Source organism: Luteolibacter sp. AS25 (assembly GCF_046736275.1).
Taxonomy (GTDB): Bacteria; Verrucomicrobiota; Verrucomicrobiia; order Verrucomicrobiales; family Akkermansiaceae; genus Luteolibacter.
Genome location: NZ_CP151837.1, coordinates 577,451 through 598,400, shown reverse-complemented (window position 1 = coordinate 598,400; position 20,950 = coordinate 577,451). Strand labels below are relative to the sequence as shown.

The 20,950-nt window shown below is 54.1% G+C and carries 17 protein-coding genes and 1 tRNA gene; 12 read left to right on the top strand and 6 right to left on the bottom strand.

Features of this window, described 5'->3' with window-relative positions; translation table 11 throughout:
• Positions 1 to 18: 18 nt before the first annotated feature.
• The 3 genes from pxpB to AAGA79_RS02815 are packed head-to-tail and all read left to right on the top strand — an operon-like array spanning position 19 to position 3,033.
• Positions 19 to 1,623 (top strand): 5-oxoprolinase subunit PxpB, encoded by a 1,605-nt coding sequence (gene pxpB, locus AAGA79_RS02825; protein WP_411827264.1) that lies wholly within the window; start codon positions 19 to 21, stop codon positions 1,621 to 1,623.
• Entirely contained in the window at positions 1,620 to 2,351 is a 732-nt protein-coding gene (pxpA, locus tag AAGA79_RS02820) for a 5-oxoprolinase subunit PxpA (RefSeq protein ID WP_411827263.1), read from the top strand. Before pxpB ends, pxpA begins: the two co-directional genes overlap by 4 nt.
• Before the next feature lies 1 nt (position 2,352).
• Entirely contained in the window at positions 2,353 to 3,033 is a 681-nt protein-coding gene (locus AAGA79_RS02815) for a pseudouridine synthase (protein ID WP_411827262.1), read from the top strand.
• Here AAGA79_RS02815 and AAGA79_RS02810 read toward each other — a convergent pair.
• The gene (locus AAGA79_RS02810) at positions 3,030 to 5,174 is read right to left on the bottom strand and encodes a beta strand repeat-containing protein (RefSeq protein WP_411827261.1); all 2,145 of its coding nucleotides are present in this window, start codon (positions 5,172 to 5,174) and stop codon (positions 3,030 to 3,032) included. The two genes, AAGA79_RS02815 and AAGA79_RS02810, sit on opposite strands and share 4 nt — an antisense overlap.
• Positions 5,175 to 5,342: 168 nt before the next feature.
• On the opposite strand from AAGA79_RS02810, the gene nspC reads away from it, so the two are divergent.
• From nspC to AAGA79_RS02795, 3 genes are all read left to right on the top strand, one after another.
• Positions 5,343 to 6,554: a carboxynorspermidine decarboxylase gene (gene nspC / locus AAGA79_RS02805; protein ID WP_411827260.1), complete on the top strand. Its 1,212-nt coding sequence runs from the start codon at positions 5,343 to 5,345 to the stop codon at positions 6,552 to 6,554.
• Between the two features lie 61 nt (positions 6,555 to 6,615).
• Positions 6,616 to 6,903: a twin-arginine translocase TatA/TatE family subunit gene (gene tatA, locus AAGA79_RS02800; protein WP_411827259.1), complete on the top strand. Its 288-nt coding sequence runs from the start codon at positions 6,616 to 6,618 to the stop codon at positions 6,901 to 6,903.
• Between the two features lie 36 nt (positions 6,904 to 6,939).
• Positions 6,940 to 7,908 carry an endonuclease/exonuclease/phosphatase family protein gene (locus tag AAGA79_RS02795; RefSeq protein WP_411827258.1) on the top strand — a complete coding sequence of 323 codons (969 nt, stop codon included), beginning with the start codon at positions 6,940 to 6,942 and terminating at the stop codon, positions 7,906 to 7,908.
• On the opposite strand, the gene AAGA79_RS02790 is transcribed toward AAGA79_RS02795, so the two are convergent.
• Positions 7,905 to 9,869, bottom strand: a complete 1,965-nt coding sequence (locus tag AAGA79_RS02790; RefSeq protein WP_411827257.1) for a penicillin-binding transpeptidase domain-containing protein — start codon at positions 9,867 to 9,869, stop codon at positions 7,905 to 7,907. The genes AAGA79_RS02795 and AAGA79_RS02790 overlap by 4 nt on opposite strands.
• 458 nt (positions 9,870 to 10,327) lie before the next feature.
• On the opposite strand from AAGA79_RS02790, the gene AAGA79_RS02785 reads away from it, so the two are divergent.
• The 3 genes from AAGA79_RS02785 to AAGA79_RS02775 all read left to right on the top strand — a co-directional run bounded on the left by AAGA79_RS02785 (position 10,328) and on the right by AAGA79_RS02775 (position 12,740).
• The gene (locus AAGA79_RS02785; protein WP_411827256.1) at positions 10,328 to 11,041 is read left to right on the top strand and encodes a hypothetical protein; all 714 of its coding nucleotides are present in this window, start codon (positions 10,328 to 10,330) and stop codon (positions 11,039 to 11,041) included.
• Between the two features lie 44 nt (positions 11,042 to 11,085).
• The gene (locus AAGA79_RS02780) at positions 11,086 to 11,571 is read left to right on the top strand and encodes a hypothetical protein (RefSeq protein ID WP_411827255.1); all 486 of its coding nucleotides are present in this window, start codon (positions 11,086 to 11,088) and stop codon (positions 11,569 to 11,571) included.
• A 101-nt stretch (positions 11,572 to 11,672) separates the two neighbouring features.
• Entirely contained in the window at positions 11,673 to 12,740 is a 1,068-nt protein-coding gene (locus AAGA79_RS02775) for a hypothetical protein (RefSeq protein WP_411827254.1), read from the top strand.
• Positions 12,741 to 13,069: 329 nt separating this feature from the next.
• Here the strand turns inward: AAGA79_RS02775 and dusB are convergent, their stop codons facing one another.
• From dusB to AAGA79_RS02755, 4 genes are all read right to left on the bottom strand, one after another.
• On the bottom strand, positions 13,070 to 14,098 hold the full coding sequence (gene dusB, locus AAGA79_RS02770; RefSeq protein ID WP_411827253.1) for a tRNA dihydrouridine synthase DusB: 1,029 nt from the start codon (positions 14,096 to 14,098) through the stop codon (positions 13,070 to 13,072).
• Between the two features lie 84 nt (positions 14,099 to 14,182).
• A complete protein-coding gene (locus AAGA79_RS02765) occupies positions 14,183 to 15,643 on the bottom strand; it encodes a glycoside hydrolase family 130 protein (protein WP_411827252.1) in 1,461 nt (486 codons plus the stop codon).
• A complete protein-coding gene (locus tag AAGA79_RS02760; protein ID WP_411827251.1) occupies positions 15,640 to 17,907 on the bottom strand; it encodes a glycosyltransferase family 4 protein in 2,268 nt (755 codons plus the stop codon). Before AAGA79_RS02760 ends, AAGA79_RS02765 begins: the two co-directional genes overlap by 4 nt.
• Before the next feature lie 83 nt (positions 17,908 to 17,990).
• The gene (locus tag AAGA79_RS02755) at positions 17,991 to 18,368 is read right to left on the bottom strand and encodes a VOC family protein (protein WP_411827250.1); all 378 of its coding nucleotides are present in this window, start codon (positions 18,366 to 18,368) and stop codon (positions 17,991 to 17,993) included.
• A gap of 189 nt (positions 18,369 to 18,557) precedes the next feature.
• Here AAGA79_RS02755 and serA point away from each other — a divergent pair, with 189 nt between their 5' ends.
• The 3 genes from serA to AAGA79_RS02740 all read left to right on the top strand — a co-directional run bounded on the left by serA (position 18,558) and on the right by AAGA79_RS02740 (position 20,918).
• Positions 18,558 to 20,153 (top strand): phosphoglycerate dehydrogenase, encoded by a 1,596-nt coding sequence (serA, locus tag AAGA79_RS02750; protein ID WP_411827249.1) that lies wholly within the window; start codon positions 18,558 to 18,560, stop codon positions 20,151 to 20,153.
• 59 nt (positions 20,154 to 20,212) lie between these two features.
• Positions 20,213 to 20,644 carry an exosortase system-associated protein, TIGR04073 family gene (locus AAGA79_RS02745; protein ID WP_411827248.1) on the top strand — a complete coding sequence of 144 codons (432 nt, stop codon included), beginning with the start codon at positions 20,213 to 20,215 and terminating at the stop codon, positions 20,642 to 20,644.
• A gap of 199 nt (positions 20,645 to 20,843) precedes the next feature.
• A tRNA-Glu gene (locus AAGA79_RS02740) sits at positions 20,844 to 20,918 on the top strand.
• The last annotated feature ends 32 nt before the right edge of the window (positions 20,919 to 20,950 follow it).

Here is a 20,950-nt window from a genome sequence, read left to right as displayed (position 1 = left end):
TTCTGCCACCTTCTCCCCATGGGATTACACGCACTCGGAGACTCCGCATGGTTATTCAAAGCCAACGCCTCCTCTACTGAGAAAAAACTGGAGCTGATCCTCCGCCTCCGCCGGGTTCTTAAACAAAACCCAATTCCCGAGATCGTCGATATCGTCTCCTCCTTCGACACCGTCGCGGTGCATTTTAATCCCGCCGATGGGGAAACTGTATTCGATCACGTCACCTCCCTCCACTTGGACGGCACCGTTGAGCCAGAAACCCTCGGCGGCAAAACGGTCACCATACCCGTCTCCTACGGCAGCGACATCCAGGCCCTGGCCGATGCAAAAAAGCTCACCATTCCCGAAATCATTGCCCTTCACAGCGGTGCCGAATACACCGTCGCCGCCATCGGATTCTCCCCCGGCTTCCCGTATCTTCAGGGACTTCCCCTGCAGCTCCACCAGCCACGTCTCTCCAGCCCGCAAAAAGTTTCATCAGGCTCAGTAGCAATAGCCGGTGATCAGGCGGGCATCTATCCCTTCGCCTCCCAAGGCGGCTGGCACATCATCGGGCACACCGATCAAACCCTTTTCGATCCACACCGCGAAAATCCCTCCCTCCTCCAGCCCGGCGACAAAGTTCGCTTCGAGGAAACAAAAACTCTCAAAAAAAACAAAACAAAACATCCAAAGGCAAAGTCCCTTCCGAAACACATCAAAATCATCGAGCCCGGCGCACTCAGTTCCATCCAGGATCACGGCAGATGGGGCAGGCAACACCTCGGCATCTCACCCGGTGGAGCCGCCGATCCCGTCTTGGCCTCAATCGCCAACCGCCTCGTTGGCAACCCGGACGATGCCGCCGTTATCGAATGCACCATGACCGGCCCCGTCCTGAAATTCACCGTCGATACCCAAGCCGCTTGGGTAGGCTGGGCAAATGAAACCTCGGGAAAGCCCCACGAAATCAAAGCAGGCGAAACCATCGATCTCCGCAGCCGCCTGTGCCACCTCCGCGGATATATCGCAGTTGCAGGCGGTATCGACGTCCCCGAAATCCTCGGCAGCCGCGCAACCGATCTACGCGCCACACTCGGCGGGCATAAGGGCCGCACCTTGCATGCCGGAGACACTCTCCCCATCGGAAAATCCAGCACGGCCCCCGTTTCTAAAAAGTGGCAGGTCTCATGGCCGCACCCGGACGGAAAATACATCGAACTACGCTACCTCCGTGGACTTCAGGCAAACTGGTTCACCGAAGAATCCCACCGCTCCTTTTCCGAAAGCTTTTACGAAGTCACCCCCACATCAGATCGCACCGGCACCCGCCTCAATGGTGGCCCTCTGAAATTAAAAGAACCTCGAGAAATGGTTTCCCAACCCGTCGTCGCCGGCTCAATTCAGGTCCCGCCGGACGGCCAACCCATCGTCCTCATGAGCGAGCGCCAAACCATCGGCGGCTACCCGCAAATCGCCCACCTCATTTCAGCGGACATACCAAAGCTCGCCCGTGCCTGGCCCGGCACCCAAATTCGATTCCGCGAAGTCGATCTCGACGAAGCCCGCCAAGCCTGGAACGAGCTACAGCGCGACCTCTCAATCCTAAACACAGGTCTGAAAATGAAACTCGAGGAGCCATGATCAAACCCATCGATCTCAACGCAGATCTGGGCGAAGGCGGCTCACGGGACCGGGATCTCATGGCGCTGGTCAGCTCTGTCAATATCGCCTGCGGCGGCCACGCAGGAGACAAGGAAACCATTCAGCGCACCATAGAACTCGCCCTTCAGGCGCAGGTCGCCATCGGCGCACACCCCGGCTACGCGGACCCGGAAAATTTCGGCAGAAAATCCATGCACCTCAGCTCCGCGGACATACGTAGCCTCATTCACCGCCAGCTTGATCGCATCCTACAAATTCAGCCGCATCTCCATCACGTAAAACCTCACGGCGCACTCTACAATCAAGCAAACCAGGATCGTTCCATCGCCGCCGCCGTAGTCGCCGCCATCGTGGAATTGCAACCGGACACCATCCTGTACTGCCCACCAACTGGCGAACTCATCAATGCCGCCACTGAAATCAATCTACCTACCTGCGCGGAAGGATTTATCGACCGCCGCTATCAGAAAGATGGCAACCTCTGCCCGCGCTCTGAACCTGATGCAGTAATCGAAGACGCCACCAAAGCCGTCTCGCAAGCCCTGGAAATTGCCAATCAAGAGACCGTTACAACACTCAACGACGCCACCATCCCGCTCAAAGCCAGAACCTTGTGCGTCCACGGCGATAGCCCGGAGGCCGTAGCCATCCTCAGACTCGCCCGTAAATCCCTGGAAGAAGCAGGAATCCTGATTTCTGCTCCATAAAATGACTATCGCCCAATTTATCGCCAAGCACACCGGCAGAGGAAAACGCCATGCGAAGAAACTCTTGGAAGACGGCGAAGTAATTCTCAATGACCACCCCATCAGCGATGGTAAAACGGAACTCGGGAAATTCGATCACCTCATCGCCGCTGGAGAAACTCTCCAGGCAAACACCGCGCGCTACATCCTTCTACACAAGCCGGCCGGCATTCTCTCCGCCACCAAGGATCCAGTTCACAAAACCGTCATCGACCTAATCGTAGAACCCTGGGCTTCAGAGCTCCACCTCGCCGGTCGACTGGACCGCGCCACCACCGGATTGGTGATCCTCACCAATGATAGCAAATTTTCCGAGTCCCTCACCTCCCCCATACGGAAAGTTCCTAAGACATACCTGGTCGAGACCGATCAAACCATTCCACCGGAAGCCATCGCGGCCTTTCGCACAGGCATGTCCTTCGAAAAAGAAGACACCCGCAGCCAGCCCGCTATTGTGAATCTCCTTTCAGATAACACCTGCCGACTCACCATCTACGAGGGCCTGCACCACCAGATAAAGCGCATGTTCCTGCGCTTCGGAATCCGCGTGATATCACTACACAGGGAATCCATCGGCCCCTACCCCCTGGAAAACCTGGAGCAGGGACGATGGAAGTCTTTCGAGCCTAAAATCAGTAACTAACCCTTCCTGCGGCGGAAGAAAGCAAGCGCTCCGGCCCCCAATAAAAGCAAACCGGTCCGTGGCTCGGGAATAGCCGTCAGCGTAAGGTCGTTTCCAGAACCACCCGCGTAGGAAATCTGGTAGAGGCTGCCATTGCCCGCAGCAAACTCACTGCCTTCGATAAGCACCACATCTGCCGTGCTCTTGAACATACCGGAAATCGAGGCAGTTGCGTCGGCAAGATCGAACAGTGTGAAGATCGTCCCATTGGCAGCAGTGATCGTCGCATCGATATCGAGCACGGAATCAGCCCCCAAGGTAAGATCACCATCACCCAGCAGGAATTGATCGTAGCCATTGATGACTCCGGCCATCATTCCCTCAAGCGAGAAGGAAGCAGTTCCGTTGATCACCGCCGAACCCTTCCCGAGGGTAAATCTGCCGGTTTCAGTTTCCGCGCCGGGTGCGATCACACCTCCCAAGTCCACCGTGATGGTATCGGAGCGAGATCCAAGCGTTTCTGTCCCCGTCCCCGCCAGGGTGCCGTTCGATTCCACTGTAATATCTCCACCACCCGTATGGCTGCCGTTTTGCTCCAGACGCGCACTCTCGGTGCCTCCGCCGATGGTGGTGGTCCCGAGGTAATCGGAATTCGCACTATTGAATGTCGCCTTTCCGGAAATGACATTCACCGACTCGAACCCCTTGATCGCCCCGCTATGGGAAAATGTGTCACTTGAGCTACCCAGATCGATATTCAGCGCATCCGTTCCCGTGCCGCCATCGATGCTACCAGTGATCGATGCCGCATTTCCCGTAATGTTGACCGTATCATTTCCTCCCTCCGTATTGATCGCACCACTGAGATTTCCCAGATCGTGACTGATCGTGCCAGCGTTGTTCACAATGTCATTTCCAGAGCCTGTGCGAATCACCGCGGCCACTTCCGTATTGTCGGTGCCACGGATGGTTCCGCCCGCGTTGTTTGTGAATGTATCGTTATGCTCGCCGACCAGACGAATCCCGTAGCCGGACAAACCTTGGATCAAACCGGAGTTGGTGATCGTGGTCGGTGCCACCGCATTACCCACATCACTATCATCGATCAGAATTCCGTGCCCGTCTTTCGAATCATCCACCACACTCCCGTCGTATGCCTTATTGCTACCAATGATTCTTCCGGTGGCAGTGTTGATAATCGTACCGCCGCCAGCTGCGATCGCTTCCGGATCACTTCCACCCTTCGCCCCGAATGCGAGGATATCGCCAGAGTTTGTCAAATTGATAACCCCATCCACGTCCACGCCATCTCCGTCGCCTTCCGTCGCAGTGGAGAGAACCCCACCGCGGATCGTAGCACCTTCTTCGTTGATCACCGTCACCCGGTTATTCACGTTCAACTGGCCATCCGTATTGATTCCAGAGCCGTTGACCCCAATAATTTCCCCACCCGCATTGTTTCTAACCGTCAAGGAATAGCTGCTTACGTTTTCCCCGCCGGTGATCCCGGTTCTACCACTGATAACACCCGTATTGGTAACATCCACACCTGAACTGAATTGGGTATCAATACCATCACTGCTGGATCCAGATGCGTCCGGCGTAGCAATAATCGAACCAGCATTCACGATCGTGGCATTTGCCCCCGGGCGGATCGCATCTGCCGCATAGGCGGAAATAGTCCCACCGGTATAGTTGTTGATAATCACCGTGCCGCTGGTGACAGCGTCAAAATCAATTGCTTGCGCACCTCCTTCGGATTCATTTTCCGAGTCAATCAATCCCCAGTTATTCACCGTCCAGCTGGAACCCGATACATCCGCCCGCAGGCCATCGCCATCGTTCGTCCGGAAAACTCCCGAAGCCTGATTGTTCACGATCACATTTGGCGTGCCGCTGCTGTTATTTCTAACACCACGACCATCTCCGGTTTGAACGATTGTTCCGCTGTTGTTGATCGTTACCGTGCCGCTGGAAGCACTGATAGCCACAGCCTGCCCCCCGCCCCCATCGGATACCGTGCCTCCGGCATCGACTGTAAGCACATCACTGCTCTGAAGCGTGACTTCGGATGAGGTATTCCCGGAGGGAACCAAAAAGGTAGCGGCATTCACACTTGGCAATGACACTAGAAACAATGGGAGGAGGAATTGGTATTTCATTAAAAATGCAAAAATTGCTCCGCGAATTGATCCGCTTCCAACTCCTGCGGGAACCGCGGTTTGGTTACACATTCGTAACCATCTAGGAATGTTCGGCTTACGACTGAAAACGCCACCGTCGCACGATAAAATCTCGACTCCATCTCCTTCTCTTTTGATCCTCCACCCATGTTCCTGATCTCCATCCCTGCCCTCCAGCGCAATGCCGCCATCCTTCGTGAAGTTGCGGATGCCGCAGGCTGCAGGATCGTCCTGGCCCAGAAGGGATTTTCCTGCTGGAAGGCCTATCCCTATATCTCGGAAACACTCGATGGCTGCTGCGCCTCCGGCCTCTGGGAAGCAGAGCTCGCCCGGGAGCATTTTAAAAAGCACATCGTCACCTACTCTCCCGCCTATGATGAGGAGGAAATCGACCAACTTCTGGAATTTACCCACCACCTCGATTTTAACTCACTCTCCCAGTGGTTCCGCTTTCGCGAAAAAATCTTCGCCCATCCCCGTTTCCAATCCGGTGAGCTCCTCTGTGGACTCCGTATCAACCCGGAACACTCCACCGGCGAGACCCCCATCTACGATCCCTGCGTCCCCGGCTCACGCCTCGGCATAACCGCAGATCAACTCCACGGCGCAGACCTGACCGGCCTATCCGGCCTCCATTTCCACACCCTTTGCGAACAAAATTCCCCGGATCTGGAAACCACCCTCGAAGCAGTTCACAAGAAATTCGGCTACCTCCTCAGTAACCCACAGTTCACCTATCTCAACATGGGCGGCGGCCATTGGATCACGAAACCTTTCTACGACCGTGATCTGCTGATCAAACTCGTAAGAGAAACTTCCGAAAGGTATGGAGTAGAAGTCTGGCTGGAACCGGGTGAAGCCGCAGCGATCCATTCCGGCGTCCTCCGCGCTAAAGTCATGGACGTCTTCGAATCCGCAGGGCACAACCTCGCGATTCTCGATATTTCCGCCACCGCCCACATGCCGGATGTCATAGAAATGCCCTACCGCCCGGATGTTTTCCTGGTGGACTCCGCGCCGGCCGATGAATGCCCGGACCCGGCCGTCATGCTGGATGGAGAAAACTATCACCTCGCCGGCGCTCCAGAGGAAGCCGGTTTCCTCGGTAACAAGCAGCACACCTACCGCTTGGGCGGGCCCACCTGCCTCGCCGGAGACGTCGTCGGAGACTACTCGTTCCCACGTGCACTGGTAGCCGGCGATGTTCTGGTTTTCGATGATATGGCCCACTACACCATGGTAAAAACCACCACCTTCAACGGCGTGAAGCATCCCCCGATCGCCCTTCTTCACGAGGATGGAACCATCGAAACAATCCGGAAATTCACATACGAGGACTTCCGCAACAGGCTCTCCTAAAAGAAATCCTACCGGCTTCTTGTCACTTGCTTCCTTCAAATCTCCAGCGTAGCTTCCCCGCATGACTACTTGCAGCCTCGCATTCATCGGCTCCCTCGGCGGGCAGGAGATGATCTGGATTTTCATCATCGTTCTTCTTCTTTTCGGTGCGAAGAAACTCCCGGAACTGGCGCGTGGCGTAGGCAAAAGCATGGGCGAATTCAAGAAAGCCCGTGACGAATTCGAACGCGAAATCACCCGCTCCTCAGAGGAAGTCAGCGATGAACGTCCTCCCCGCAAGGAGTATGACAGACGCCCGGAAAATCCGGAATACGCCACCACTGGCGAGAAAAAATCAAAAGACGCCTGATCTTATCAGGTCCTCCCGGATAGGGAGAAAATATCCATGAATGTAAAACGGCTATTCGCATCGCTATTTGCCATAGCCGCATTATCAGCATTGGTTGTCTTTGCGCTAAAATCCTATCGCACGGCAGAAACACCCCCCTGGCACTCGGAACACATCCGCTCAGCCATTCCGGATGAAAGCCCATCCGCTTCGTCTGCAGTGGAAAGTGAATTCACTGCCTTCAACTTCGTTTCTTACAATGTGAAGAATTGGTTGATCTCGACCCAGACGTCGGAGAAAACCGCCGAATCAAAATCAGCCGTGATCAGTATGATCAAATCCGGAAGCCCGGACATTGTCGGACTCTCGGAAATCGGAAGCGAAAAAGACGTTGCGGAAATCCAGGACGCCCTCGTCAAAGAGGGAGTGGATCTTCCCCATACCTATTACTGCGGCGGAGTAGATAAAATCCGCCATCTGGCAATCCTCTCCCGCTTCCCCATTACCTCCTTTCACGAAATCGATCCTGAAATTCCTGGAACCACCTATTCCCTGCAGCGCGGTCTGCTGGATGTTACCATCCGCATTGGCGAACGTGATGTGAGATTCCTAGGGCTACACCTCAAATCAAAACGCGTGGACGCGGATTTTGATCAGGAACTACTCCGACTGGAGGAAGCCAAGTATGTCAGAAAGCACATCGACAGTATCCTGGAAGAGAATCCGGAAGCACTCCTCATCGCCTACGGGGATTGGAATAATAGCCTCCGCAGCCTGAGCACCCGTGCAATTCTTGGCATCTACCGGACTCCCGGATACATGTCTGCCATGCACATCGGCGATAGTCGCGGAGAAAAGTGGACCCATAACTGGGCTTACGATGATAACTACAGCCGGATCGACTTCGTAACCGTGTCACATGCACTCCGCACCTATGTCAACAAGGACAAGTCCAGGATCCTCGATGATCCCTACTGGAACACTGCTTCCGATCATCGCCCCCTCTTGATTCACTTCGAGCCCTAGAGGCCGTCGTCGATCAGATCACCTTCTTCAATTGGTAGCGCGCGCTGGATCTCTTCCTCATCAATAGGGAGTGCTCGTTCAATTGGATCCATATCGGTTTCATCGATGGGCACCGCGCGTAGCACATCACCTTCTTCGATTTCTTCAGCTGGCGGCGCATCACCTTCGGGAACCACGATCAAAGCCTTTTTCGGCGGCGCGATGATATCCTTGATATCGTCCTTTAGCGGCTCAAAGAAATTGCGGATCATAGGGGCGGCTTTCCTACCTCCGGAAACAGCTTCACCCGGCTTCCCTTCGTAGAGCGCCGCGAACGCATAGCGGGGGTTATCATAAGGGAGAAATCCAGCATACCACGCGAGTCTCTGGTTAAGCCTCGGCGGTCCCCATTGGGCGGTTCCGGTCTTGGCCGCGATTTGCGTATAGCTGAGTGCACCACTCTTACCGGTTCCATAACCTTGGGAAACAACATCCTTCATTCCATCACGAACGATTTCCACGGAAAGCTCATCCACTCCCAGCCAGTTTTTCCGCTCGGGAATCATCGCAGTCATCACACGCCCACGTGTATCCTGGACCTGACTAATCAGTGAAAGCTTCGGCAAAGCCGCTCCATTTCCAATACCTGCCATCAGCTGGGCTACCTGCAAAGGTGAAGCCAGCAAACTTCCCTGCCCGATCGACATATTCGCGGTGTCACCATCGAGGATTCTGCGTTTCTCGTTCTGCAGCATCCACCCGTTCGTGGGCACCAGACCCGAAGTTTCACCGATCAGTGGCAATCCGGTTTTTTCTCCCATGCCCAATCTCCGCGAAAGATTCAGGAAAACGGAAGGGCCGGTATCGATACCCACCCTGTAGAACCAGGTATTGCAGGAGCGCGCCAAGGCACGTTTCACATCGATGTCTCCTTCCGGCACCTTGGACCAGTTCTTGAACGTATGATTCCCAATTGTGACGGCAGCGGGAGAATATACTTTGGTATATTCATTTACCACACCGGCATTCAAAGCGGCCAGAGCGACGACCGGCTTATAAGCGGAGGCCGGGGGATATGCGGACTGGAACGCCCTCCCGAAGAGAGGATTCGCAGGATCCTCCTGCAGCGACTTGAAATCCTCGGTGCTGATTCCGGGGATAAATTTGTTCAGATCGAAAGTCGGACGTGACGCCATTACCAACACCTCACCAGTGATAACGTCTATCACCACGAGGGCTCCGCGCTCGCATCCGGCTTTCAATACTTTCTCGGCACGTCTCTGCCAATCAAGATTCAAGGTGGTAACCACTGTTCCGCCCGGGCGCGGCCGTTTTACCTGCTCTTCAAGAAGCTTGTTCCCGTTCTCGTCAAAGAGAAGGCGCTTCATGCCATCCTCACCGGAAAGCTGCCGGTTAAAGATCTTTTCCAGACCCGCACGTCCCTCGGATTCCTCCCACAATGGCTCATTGAAGTTTATAGGGCCGGTAGGCAATTTCCCTACACTTCCGGAATATCCCAGAATATGAGCTGCCAAACCATCCTCCGGATAAACCCTCCGATACACGGGGGAAAGGACCAAACCTGAAACAAGCTTGGACTCCAGATCCTTCGCCTGCTTCACACTCAACTGACCACTGACATAAAGCGGCAACCATCGGCGGTGGCGATAGTGGTCATATAATTCATCATCAGATTTCTGGTAAATTACGTCCACCAGACCCTCCAGCTTGTCCATCCGTGTCCGAGCCCAATTCACCACATACTCGCGGTCCACATCCTGGAATTGCTCGTATTGAAGTGAAACCTGGTAAGCAACTTCGTTCTGTACCATGGGCTCACCATGCCGGTCGACGATCTGCCCACGAGGTGCCGGAATCTTGAGAGTGATGGTCCGCGCATCCTTACGAGTCAGGATTGACCCGTCATCAGCGGATTTAGGTGCCTCACCGGAAGCAGCGGGGCCGCCAGGGTTGGTATTCACCTGAATGATGTCTCCTCCGCCGAATTGCTGCGCGTTCGATAGAACGACCAACAATCCAAGCAGGGTTAAAACTGAAAATTTCGTAACCACCTGAAAAAAATAGTTCCTGCCGCGCTCAATGGCAACCTCTCAATCCGCTTCGCCATTGCGCCTGGACACCGTTTCACCTGACAAAATCGCAATCAACTTAACCAATATTAATTATTTATTTTTATGAAAAATGTTAATGGTCCGGGATACCGAATACCGTCGCCCACAACATCTAAACCGCTTACTTTCAATACCTTACCTTCCATATCCGGACGTTTTTACCCCTGTATGGTATATAACGCGATCGCGTAATACTATAAAGATGCATTGAGTTTTATTCCCCTTTCAGATTAAAAAAACATGTGCCTCGCAGCATCCATCGTCACCCAGCGATGGTCCTCTCCCCAATCTTTCACCCCCCCAAAAACATGAAAACTAGCGCGCAATTCCGTGTCGCAAGCTTGCTCTCGCTCGCTCTCGGCATCTCCGTTTCCCTCCAAGGCCTGGCTTCAGCTGAAATCGAAGTTCCCCGTGGCACTCTGGAAGTAGACCGCGACCTCGTTCGTATTGGCACGCGTTCCAACCTCGACTGGAACATTGAATACCCTTCCGTCATCGACGAAATTGTGGATGTAGATCCTCCGGATGAGGGAACAATCACTCCTAAGCAGGACGTGAAGATGAAAGTCCGCGTTCTTGGAGTAGCGTTCCAGAGCGGCTCCACATTGCTTCCTGTCGCCGCATACTGGTCTTTGGACAAAGGCTCCTGGAGTAACTTTTTCTACGGAGATGGAAACGACGTCGTAGCTTCCAAAGTCCTTATCAACAAACAAGTTTCAAAGGGCCAGACAATCGACTTCGGATCGAAGGGCTATACCGGGAGAACCTGGTATCCGTTCTACTCAACCGTTAGCAACGACCAACACGTTGCCGTTCTTAAAAACGGATCCTCCGCACCCTCCTACGCACCAGCTTACAGCCAGACCTCCGCTGCCGCTATTCTCAGGCCTTACATCGATGCATCAGGAAAAATCAGCATCGGTGAGCGCGATCTAATCGTCCTGTTCGAAAACTATACCGCCAGCCCGGGTAGCGCCTACTTCGACATGCAGGACATCGTCATCCTGGTTACCTTCGAGTAACTCCCTGCTCCCCGAGCATAAACTTCCTCACCCGATCCCCCCTTATGAAAACTTTCACCTTATGGCTCGCCCTTGCCATTTCCGTTTCTGCGGAACCAGTGGTCAACAAGCCCGTCACCGTTCAGGAGATGAAAGCCCGCCAGCTTCAAAATTCCAGCCTTGGCCTTGCCAACCTCACGCAGACTTCTGCAGAGGAACACGCTCCAACGCCTAGAGCCGGCAAGCAATCCATCATCGCACATTCGGAAATCCTGCATGACGGCACCCACTGGACGCTCGTCCCGAAGGGCGCCGTGTTACATATCCCTGAAAGGCAGGCAGCCAACGTAGGCAACCGCCCGGTAGGAACACTTCTCCAGTGGCGTGATTTCCTCGCGAAAAACGTAGCATGGATCTCCACTCATGAAACCAGCTTCAGCGAAGCATCCGGAGAACGCTCCATTCCGGAAGCCCAAACCGAATACTGGAAGAAACAGGATCGCGTGATCATCGCCGTGCATCAGGGAGGTCCAATCTCCGTTGCACGTTAAACTCCCCCTCTCCATCGCTGTGAAACAGGGACGTCCCATCCCGGTAACACCTCAGGCGATTTCCCCCCAAGAATAGTTACACTTACAACCGGCCCCCCATTATGCCCCACGTCATCAAAATGATGGCGATCGGTGTTGCCTTCGCAGCGCTGACCTCCATCGCAAAATCCAACGAAGATTACTACAACTTCATCCGCCAGACCCAGCAACTCGCAACAAACGTGACATGGGACATGCCCGTGGAATCAGAAGGCAGCAGTGCAGCTGCTCTCCTGGTCGAAGACGGCGGCTCGCTTTTCCAGCTTTGGACCATCAATAAAGAAACGGCAGCAGACTATCTTCTCGACCAGAAACTTGTCGGCACCTACCTGCCGAAGGGTAATATCACAATCAATACGGTGGATTCCTATAATGACGTCCCTCGTATCCGCGCTGACCAGCCATTCTCAGTAGACTTCAACGTCAGCAACCTACTCACCGGGGATGATATACCACTGGCCGCGAAGAATGTTCTCATCGAGCAGCATGTCCCTTCCTCCACCGTTGCTAATTTGATCGGAAACCTCCTCACCACCATTGAAGCAATTTCCGGCGTGCCGCTCACCTACGGCTACATCAGCACTAACGGCATCACTACTGTTAACTACCTGAGCACCTCCATCGAAGCCAGTGACCCACGGAAAGCCGCAGGTGAAGAACACTTCGTCATGCATGCCCTCAGTGATGGCGAATTCGAACAAACGCAAATTGCCTCCGCCTACCTTCAGGTTTGGCCGATGTCTGATGGCACCATCTCCGGTATTGAGGACAACGAAGAAATCACCGGCACACCACCGCCACTCACCATCGCCCTCAACGACCTCTATCCGGACAGCTCCACTGAAGTCCGCCTCTACTCCAGTGACAACCCGGAGGGCACCGTACTTCCCGACTCAGTGTTGGTATTGGATCAGGAGTTCCCTGAAAATCGGGTTCTCGTGGTAGAGGACTACGGCCACCTTTTGACAGGTGATGAAAATCACACGCTGCAGCTACTCACCACCACTCCTTTCGATACGCTGGTCCTTGATGAAATCCCCTTCCGGCACACCGAAAAAAGCTTTCAGGTCACCAAGAAGAATCTCCGAGTCAACGCGATGCTCGTCGATTCAGAGCTATCGGCAAACTAATCCCCCCCGGAATCAGGAGTGGCCCCGATGAGTTCCCACGGACTCACATCTCCCCCCGGACCGGGGCCACTCCTTCTTCGTAGTTATTTTCAAAATTCCCCCCAGCCAGAAAGAAACCAGCCATTTCCCCCAAAGGGATAAAACCAAGAGATCATCCACGGAGTTGAGCAACTCCCCCCGAAATACCGCTCATCCCCCCACTATCGTGGATCCTCTTTCGTTTCTTTTCAGGGAGGCAGGAAAGCAGACGTGGCATCACGCCGCACTCCCCCCGAGTCTGTTGACCTGCCTCCCTGTTTCTATTTTAGAAATACAGCTTGGTCAGCCAGTCAGACGGCCAACGAGTCCTCAGCCGCAGCATCAGCATCAGCATCAGCCAGAGAAAACTCCGCCAAGCCTTCCACTGCGGCCACTGAATCTACCTGGCACAGCCGCTGGCGTAGACTTTTCGCCCCGGGAAACCCCTTGCAATAAGCCATTAATCGGCCACGCATCGCAGTGAGTGTATGTCGTTCATCGCCATATCGGCCGCTCTCCACCGCCATACGGCAATGCCGTAAAATCAGCGCCCACCTCTCTTCAAGAGGCACTGGGTCCATCACTAGGCCTGATTCCAGAAAATATTTCGCCTCACGGAAAACCCACGGATTCTGCATCGCCGCCCGGCCGATCATCACACCACTTACAGCAGTCTCACGCCTCCGTTTCGCCAGATCCTCGCCGGTGGAAATATCTCCATTGCCGATCACCGGCACAGACACCGCCTGCGCCACCGCATCGATCACTTCCCAGTCCGCCTCGCCGGAATAACCCTGAGCCCTGGTTCGTCCATGCACCGCTATCGCCTGCATACCGCAGTCCTCCAGCGTCTTCGCCACCTCCACCGCATTCACAGAATCAGCATCCCAGCCAATCCGGATCTTCGCCGTCACCGGCACATCCATTCCCACCGCCTTCGCCACACCACTTGCCACCTCCGCCAGAAGCGGACAGTCCCTTAGAAGTGAAGAACCCCCATTCCGCGAAACCACTTTGTTCACCGGACATCCAAAATTAATATCGATGAAATCCGGCACTCCTCCGGCCAACCCCTTATCGATTATTTTCCTCGCAGCCTCACCCATCCGCAGCCCGTCCGCCCCAAAAAGCTGAACGCCCACAGGCCGCTGCCCTTCGTCGAACTCGGTATACTTCCTTGTCCTGTCATCCGCCTGCATGATGCCCTCGGCACTCACAAATTCCGTCACCATCACATCCGCCCCCATCTCTTTGCAGATGCGGCGGAAAATGAGGTCCGTCACCCCCGCCATCGGCGCGAGATACAATGGGAATTTCCCTTCTGAAAACCAATGAAGCACGCGGCAACAATATCACCCGAGTCAATCCCACACGGAAACAAGTTTCACCCACGAAAGATGTGGGGTGAAAAAAGCTCCCAAACTTCAGTAAGCCTTAAGCGCATTCAGCAATGCCGCGATATCCACACTGGAGATTACCGTTATCCGATCACTCAAAGCGTATGGCAGAATTAGCTTATCTCCGTGTAGAAGTGAGCCACAGCTATACACCACATTCGGCACATAGCCCTCACGCTCGCTTCCCATCGGACACACAAGCGGCTCCCGCAGGCGGCCCAGCACTTTCGTTGGATCCTCCAGATCCAGCAATACTGCACCGATACAGTATTTCCGCATTGGCCCCACGCCATGCGTGATCACCAGCCACCCGGCCTCAGTTTCTATTGGTGAGCCACAGTTCCCTACCTTGCAGGACTCCCACAAAGCCTCCGGACGCATGATGATTTGTGGCTTGTTCCAGTAGTGGACGTTGTCCGAAAACATGATGAACAAATTCTCATCGTCCTGACGGGAAAGCATTACAAAGCGCCCATCTATTTTCCGTGGAAACAGCGCCATCCCTTTGTTCTGCACCGCAGCTCCATTCAGCGTCAGAATCCGGAAATGCAGGAAATCACGAGTCTCTATCAACTGCGGCAAAATCGTAGATCCATTGTAGGCGGTATAAGTCGCGTAATAGATAGCCGTTCCATCATCTTCCACGAAACGCACAAAACGCGCATCCTCAATACCGTTGCTCTCGTTCCGGGAAACCGGGAAAATAATCCTCTCACTCAGACTATATTTCCTCGGAAACCGCAGCTCATAGTTTGAATCCGCCAACCATTGAATACACTCCAGAGTCCTCCTCACCTCATGAGTACCCGGCAGAAATTCATGGCGCACCGTGCCCAAACTTTCATTCAGCGCACTACGGGTAAATTCAGCTCCCAGTGGCGCCATCACCGCATCCGCGAACTCATTATCGAACCCCATTTCGTGAAACTTCAGAATGAAGCTACTTTTCCGGTAACTAGGATTCGGAACAATCTCAGGCATCGTCACATAACCCGACACCGGATCTATCTCGATGGAACCGTCCGGCGCAATTTCTCCCCCGCGGAATTCGATCGAGGAGATATGACCTTCCCCCGTCGCCCGCAGACTCATCACGAAGCGTAGCCCACCTTCGGGAACCCCGCTCTGGTCGGGATGTGGGACAATCGAAGGATTGAACAACGCAGCCGACTCCAGGGAATACTCGCCGGAAAACATCCCGCCGATTAAAAGTTCACGCTCCCTTGAGAGCAGCTGCGGGGTGTTTACGTAATCCTTCACCTGCGAAAAATTCTCCAGCAGCACACCCTCGAAATCATGGTGCCGGCTCTCGAATTCCTCCCGTAGCGCATCAAGTGCTGTATTCACCTCCGCATCCGTCAGAACCAGTGCCCTCCGCATCCCTGAATTAATGCGCGCCGGATCGCCCGGTATGAAGGGGCGGATGATTACGCGTGAGCTGTCAGGCAGCAGCGTGACCCCGTGTCTTTGAATTGGTATATTGCTCATTGGTAAAAATCAGGTGAAAGAACTACTGGGTGGGCGGCATGGTTCATCTCAGCCAGTGCAATCTGGAAAGCTAGAGAAGACTCAGCTCCCTGATTGGCATTCAGCCGCGTCTCATGCAGGCCATCCCTGCAGCCACCGGTTGTGGGATCGTAAAGCGTCTCGCCTAGATCATTTCTCCCTAGGAACCACTCGAACGCCCGCTTCGCCTCACCCGTCCAGAAATCATCCCCGGTTATGCGGAACGCATCCAGACAGGCGGAAACCATTGCCAGCGCCTCCACCGGCTGCTGGTCAAAATCCGCCCTCGCCCCATTTTTCTGATAAAATCCATTGCTCCCGATCGGGCGGAAATGCCCCGCCTGTGTCGTCTGGATTGATGCCAGCCAACGCAGCGACTTGATTCCAATTTCGAAAACCTCCTCATTGGCCATCCCTTTCCCGGAAAGAATCATCGCCTGTGAAAGCCGCGCGTTATCATATGTCGCCTCATGCTCGAACCACGGCCAATCCTCTGACGCGCTATCATTCCAGCGCTGTACCAGCTTCCTGGTCAGGACAGCCCGAGCCGCGATCACCTTCTCCTTTTCCGGATAGCGCAAAAGATACTCATGAATTCCCAGAAGAGTAAAAGCCCACGCCCTTGGGGAGATAAAATTATTCACCGGAGGCAGCCCCAGTTCGAATAGATAGACCGATAGACTCTGGTGCCCCTCATTCGTCGCGCGGCCGCTGCCCACGCCCAATGCCCAAAGCGCCCGGGCATGGCTATCCTCACTACCCATCTTCTCCAGCCACTCACGACCGTGCCCCATAAAATTACGGAAGCGTGCCGTCTTATGGTCCAGCGCTGCCGTTAAGAAAGCCAGATAGGTAGTCTCCAGTTCATCGAGCGGCCCCAGTTTTTGCAGTAGATTACACAGAATAAATGCACGCGCGTTGTCATCCGTACAGTAGCCCTCGTGGAAATTCGGCACATTGAAAGTAGCGTGCTGGAAAATCCCTGTGCCATCGCTCATCCTTACGATGTGATCCAATCTCAGCGGAGGGAGATTGTAGGCTCTTTTTCCCAGCGTCCAGCCGCCGAAGGACTCGCGAGGCAGTGACTTGTGATCCACCTGCGCATGCCGGAAAGACTCCAGATAGCTATCCGCAACCGCAGGCCAGATCATTTCCCGTCCGGCTTTCCACGCATTTTCACGTGTCATTTTCAGCAACTTGGGATCGTCCAGATAGGCGCAAACCCTCTCCGAAATCGCCCGGGGGTCACGGAAGGGAACCAATGCCCCCCGCCCTTCGGCCAGTAACTCACTTGCATGCCAATACGGCGTGGAAACCACCGCCTTCCCCGCGCCAAAAACCTGTGCCAGCGTACCGGAAGTGATCTGCTCCTCATTCAGATACGGCGTCAGATAAATATCCGTGGCACCTATGAACTCCACCAGATCCTCGTTCGAAACAAAACGATTGTAAAAAATCACATGATCCTTGAGCCCGCGTTCCTCGGCAAGACGCTCCAAACTCAGACGGTAGCTCTCGCCCTCCCGCTCGATCAGATGCGGATGCGTGGCACCGAGCACCACATAAACCACATTCGGATGACGCTTTACGATCTCCGGCAAAGCCTTGATCACATGTTCGATACCTTTTCCCGGGCCAAGCAGGCCGAACGTCATCAGCACCCGCTTTCCCTCCAGCCCGAACTGGGCCTTCGAAAGATCCGCATCTGAAAATGAGACATCGGGAATACCATGCGGAATCACATCCAGCTTCGCATCCGAAACCCCATAGACTTCCCGTAAAATTTCCGCCCCTTTCCGCGCCATCACCACCAAGCGGTCACTCCGCAGAATCAGTTCCTCCATCACCTTCCTCTGCGCCGCATTCGGAGCCTGCAACACCGTATGCAGCGTAGTTACCACCGGCATCCGCACCTCCTTCAGCAGCGCGAGCAAATGACTCCCCGCCGGACCTCCGTAGATCCCGAACTCGTGCTGCACACACAGCACATCCGTATTATTGAAATTCAGGAAATCAGCGGCACGCCGGTACGAATCAAGATCCTCCTGTAGCATCTCGAAGCGCACCCTTGGCGGATACTTGTAGCCCTTCTCCCGGTCATTGACCGCCCCTGCCAGACATTCGGAATCCGGAGAGGCTACCGCTACAGCCTCGCACAAAGCAGTCGTGAAAGTAGCAATACCACATTGCCGCGGATCGTAACCACCTACAAAGGCGATCCGTCCCGGCAGCGCAACAGCGCTCAAACTCCTATTTCCCTCACAAAATACATTCCCATTCCTCAGAAGTACCGCTGCCCTGAGGAATACAACTTAAAACCGCTGAACCATCACTCCATCGAGTGAAGTCCTATCATGTTCCCCTCCGTATCATTGATCAGCGAGATGAACCCGTGCTCACCAATCGACATCTTCTTAAGGTGAATCTCACCGCCGGCTTCCACAGCCTTCTCCGCACTTTCACCACAATCATCGCAGGAAAAATAGACAATTGTCCCACCGCCGCCCGAGTCTTTTCCCTCCATTTTCACAAGTGCACCAGTCGCACCCCCGCCATCACACTCACCGGGGAAAGCCCACATATCCAACTCCGGCATATGCAGATCCTCCAGTTTCTGGCCGAAGGTTCCTTCATAAAACTCTATGGCCCTTCCCATGTCTTGAACATAGATCTCAAACCAACCAACTGGATTACGTTTCGTACTCATGACTAACTATCATTTATAAAATCTTCTCCAATCACGCAAAGCGGAAATCCGCCCATTAATACATCGTCACACGAGCGTCACAACCAAGTCCGTAATTCTGCCTTATTCTTTCTTTATCTCTGTTTTTCTTTTAACTGACACACACTTCCACTTGCAACAGACCCGTATCTCACATAACCAGTCCGCCCCATGAGCAACTACCGCGTCCTCGTCTCCGATCCCATTTCTGAAAAAGGTGTAGAAGCATTGCGCTCCGCCGAAGGTATTACCGTCGACGTGAAAACAGGCCTTTCTCCCGATGAGCTCAAAGCAATCATCGGCGATTACCACGGCCTCGTTATCCGTTCCCAAACCAAAGTAACTCCAGACGTTTTCGAAGCAGCCACCAATCTCAAAGCCATCGGCCGTGCAGGTGTGGGTGTTGATAATATCGATCGTGACGCAGCCACCGATCACGGCGTGGTTGTCATGAATACCCCTTCCGGAAACACCATTTCCACCGCAGAGCACGCCTTCGCTCTCATGCTCTCCCTTGCCAGAAACATTGGCCCGGCTCACTCCTCCATGATCGCCGGCAGATTCGATCGTAAACTTTATACCGGTGTCGAAATCTTCGGAAAACGCCTCGCCATCCTCGGCATGGGCCGCATCGGCACCGAATTTGCAAAACGCGCACAGGCCTTCGGAATGACCGTCGTAGCATACGATCCCTTCCTCACCACTGCCCGCGCCCAATCTCTCAAAGTGGAACTCGCGGAAACTGCCGAAGAAGCTCTCACCGGAGCCGATGTCGTCACCCTCCACATCCCGATGACGCCGGATTCCAAGCACATCCTCAACGAGAAATCCATCGCGCTCATGGCACCCGGCGCACTCATCGTGAACTGCGCACGCGGCGGACTCGTCGATGAAGCAGCTGCAAAAGCATCCATCGATGCCGGCCACCTCGGCGGAATCGCACTCGACGTTTACGAAGTCGAGCCACCACCGGCTGATTTCCCACTCTTCTCTGCGAAGAAAACAGTATTCACTCCCCACCTCGGCGCATCCACTGCGGAAGCCCAGGAAAATGTCGGAATCGAAGTCGCCATCCAGATCAAAGATTTCCTCCAGACCGGCGAAATCCGTAACGCGGTCAACATGCCGAACCTCGATGCCAAAACACTCGAATCCGTCGGACCATATCTTGATCTCGCCAGCTCCCTTGGAAAACTCCTTTCCGAAATCGCCCCGGCTCAGTGCGATTCCATCACCTGCTCCTACCTCGGACCGGTTTCCGAACTCGATACCGAACTCGTCACCCGCAAGGTCCTCACCGGCTACCTCGCGGCAGCAAGCAACGAAGCTCAGGTAAATCTCATCAACGCCCCAGCAGTCGCAAAAGCACTCGGGATCGTTGTCAATGAATCAACTGTCGCCCTCGCCACCAACTGCACCGAGCTTATCGAAGTTACAGCAACCAAAGGAGATGAGAAAATCACCGTTGCAGGCACATTCTTCGGCACAGCCGCCCGTATCGTTCACATTTCCGGCCACAACGTTGAAACCAACTCCAAAGGACGTTTCCTCTTTGTCGAAAATGACGACCGCCCGGGCATCGTCGGAGTCATCGGATCCACTCTCGGCACCGCTGAAGTCAACATCGCAAACATGGCACTTTCCCGCAATGCCGCACAGAAAACAGCTGTAACTGTTATCGAAGTAGATACCGAACCTACCGCAGAACTCCTCGGGACACTTCGCAGCACTCCAGGCATCCTCAGAGTCCTTTCATTCGAGCTCTAGAATTTTTCAAAAATCTTCTACTTGCCAACCCGCCAAAAGATTTCCTAACTTCCTTAAGCATGAAAAAACTCCTTCTCGTAGCTACATCGATTTTCGCACTCAGCGGCATCGTCCAGGCAGACATCCACGCACCTCCGGGCTCCCAGTATACATCAAGCCGTAAGCTTGGTCGTGCTATCAGCAATATTCTTTACGGATTCGTCGAAATCCCTGAGCAAATTGTTCGCAAAACGGACGGTTACGGTCGTAAAGGCGGCTCAACCTGGGGCGCTGTCGAGGGAACCAATAAAGCATTCAAGCGCCTTGGTTACGGCTTTTACGAGCTTTTCACTTTCACATGCCCTACTTATCGCGGCACGTTCAAACCACCTTACGAAAAATGCGGTCAAGACAACCGCATTGATATGAACGTTCACGACGGCCTATCGGAATTCCCGCCGGAACTCGGATTCGAGACCTATTACGGTCATTCCCGCTCGCAGACTTACTAATTCTTTTCGAAAGATTTTTTTAAAAAACCCGGCAGGTTATTTCCTGCCGGGTTTTTTATTTTTCTGGCCTCGTATAAACGAAAATTCAGCACTCCTTTTCGCCAAATCTCACCTCTTAGAAAAAAATTCATTTTTAGACCGAAAAATACTTGCAATAAATCCGGATCTCAGCTTTCTTGTCGCCCCCACCGCGACTAACGACCCGTTCGTCTATCGGTTAGGACTCCAGGTTTTCATCCTGGCAAGAAGGGTTCGACTCCCTTACGGGTCGCCATTTTTCATGGTAAATCAGCCTCCGTCAGAGCA

Excerpts from the sequence above, each read along its gene's own strand:
- pxpB (WP_411827264.1), top strand. The coding sequence starts at position 19 with ATGGGATTACACGCACTCGGAGACTCCGCATGGTTATTCAAAGCCAAC.
- pxpA (WP_411827263.1), top strand. The coding sequence starts at position 1,620 with ATGATCAAACCCATCGATCTCAACGCAGATCTGGGCGAAGGCGGCTCA.
- AAGA79_RS02815 (WP_411827262.1), top strand. The coding sequence starts at position 2,353 with ATGACTATCGCCCAATTTATCGCCAAGCACACCGGCAGAGGAAAACGC.
- AAGA79_RS02810 (WP_411827261.1), bottom strand. The coding sequence starts at position 5,174 with ATGAAATACCAATTCCTCCTCCCATTGTTTCTAGTGTCATTGCCAAGT.
- nspC (WP_411827260.1), top strand. The coding sequence starts at position 5,343 with ATGTTCCTGATCTCCATCCCTGCCCTCCAGCGCAATGCCGCCATCCTT.
- tatA (WP_411827259.1), top strand. The coding sequence starts at position 6,616 with ATGACTACTTGCAGCCTCGCATTCATCGGCTCCCTCGGCGGGCAGGAG.
- AAGA79_RS02795 (WP_411827258.1), top strand. The coding sequence starts at position 6,940 with ATGAATGTAAAACGGCTATTCGCATCGCTATTTGCCATAGCCGCATTA.
- AAGA79_RS02785 (WP_411827256.1), top strand. The coding sequence starts at position 10,328 with ATGAAAACTAGCGCGCAATTCCGTGTCGCAAGCTTGCTCTCGCTCGCT.
- AAGA79_RS02780 (WP_411827255.1), top strand. The coding sequence starts at position 11,086 with ATGAAAACTTTCACCTTATGGCTCGCCCTTGCCATTTCCGTTTCTGCG.
- AAGA79_RS02775 (WP_411827254.1), top strand. The coding sequence starts at position 11,673 with ATGCCCCACGTCATCAAAATGATGGCGATCGGTGTTGCCTTCGCAGCG.
- AAGA79_RS02765 (WP_411827252.1), bottom strand. The coding sequence starts at position 15,643 with ATGAGCAATATACCAATTCAAAGACACGGGGTCACGCTGCTGCCTGAC.
- AAGA79_RS02755 (WP_411827250.1), bottom strand. The coding sequence starts at position 18,368 with ATGAGTACGAAACGTAATCCAGTTGGTTGGTTTGAGATCTATGTTCAA.
- serA (WP_411827249.1), top strand. The coding sequence starts at position 18,558 with ATGAGCAACTACCGCGTCCTCGTCTCCGATCCCATTTCTGAAAAAGGT.
- AAGA79_RS02745 (WP_411827248.1), top strand. The coding sequence starts at position 20,213 with ATGAAAAAACTCCTTCTCGTAGCTACATCGATTTTCGCACTCAGCGGC.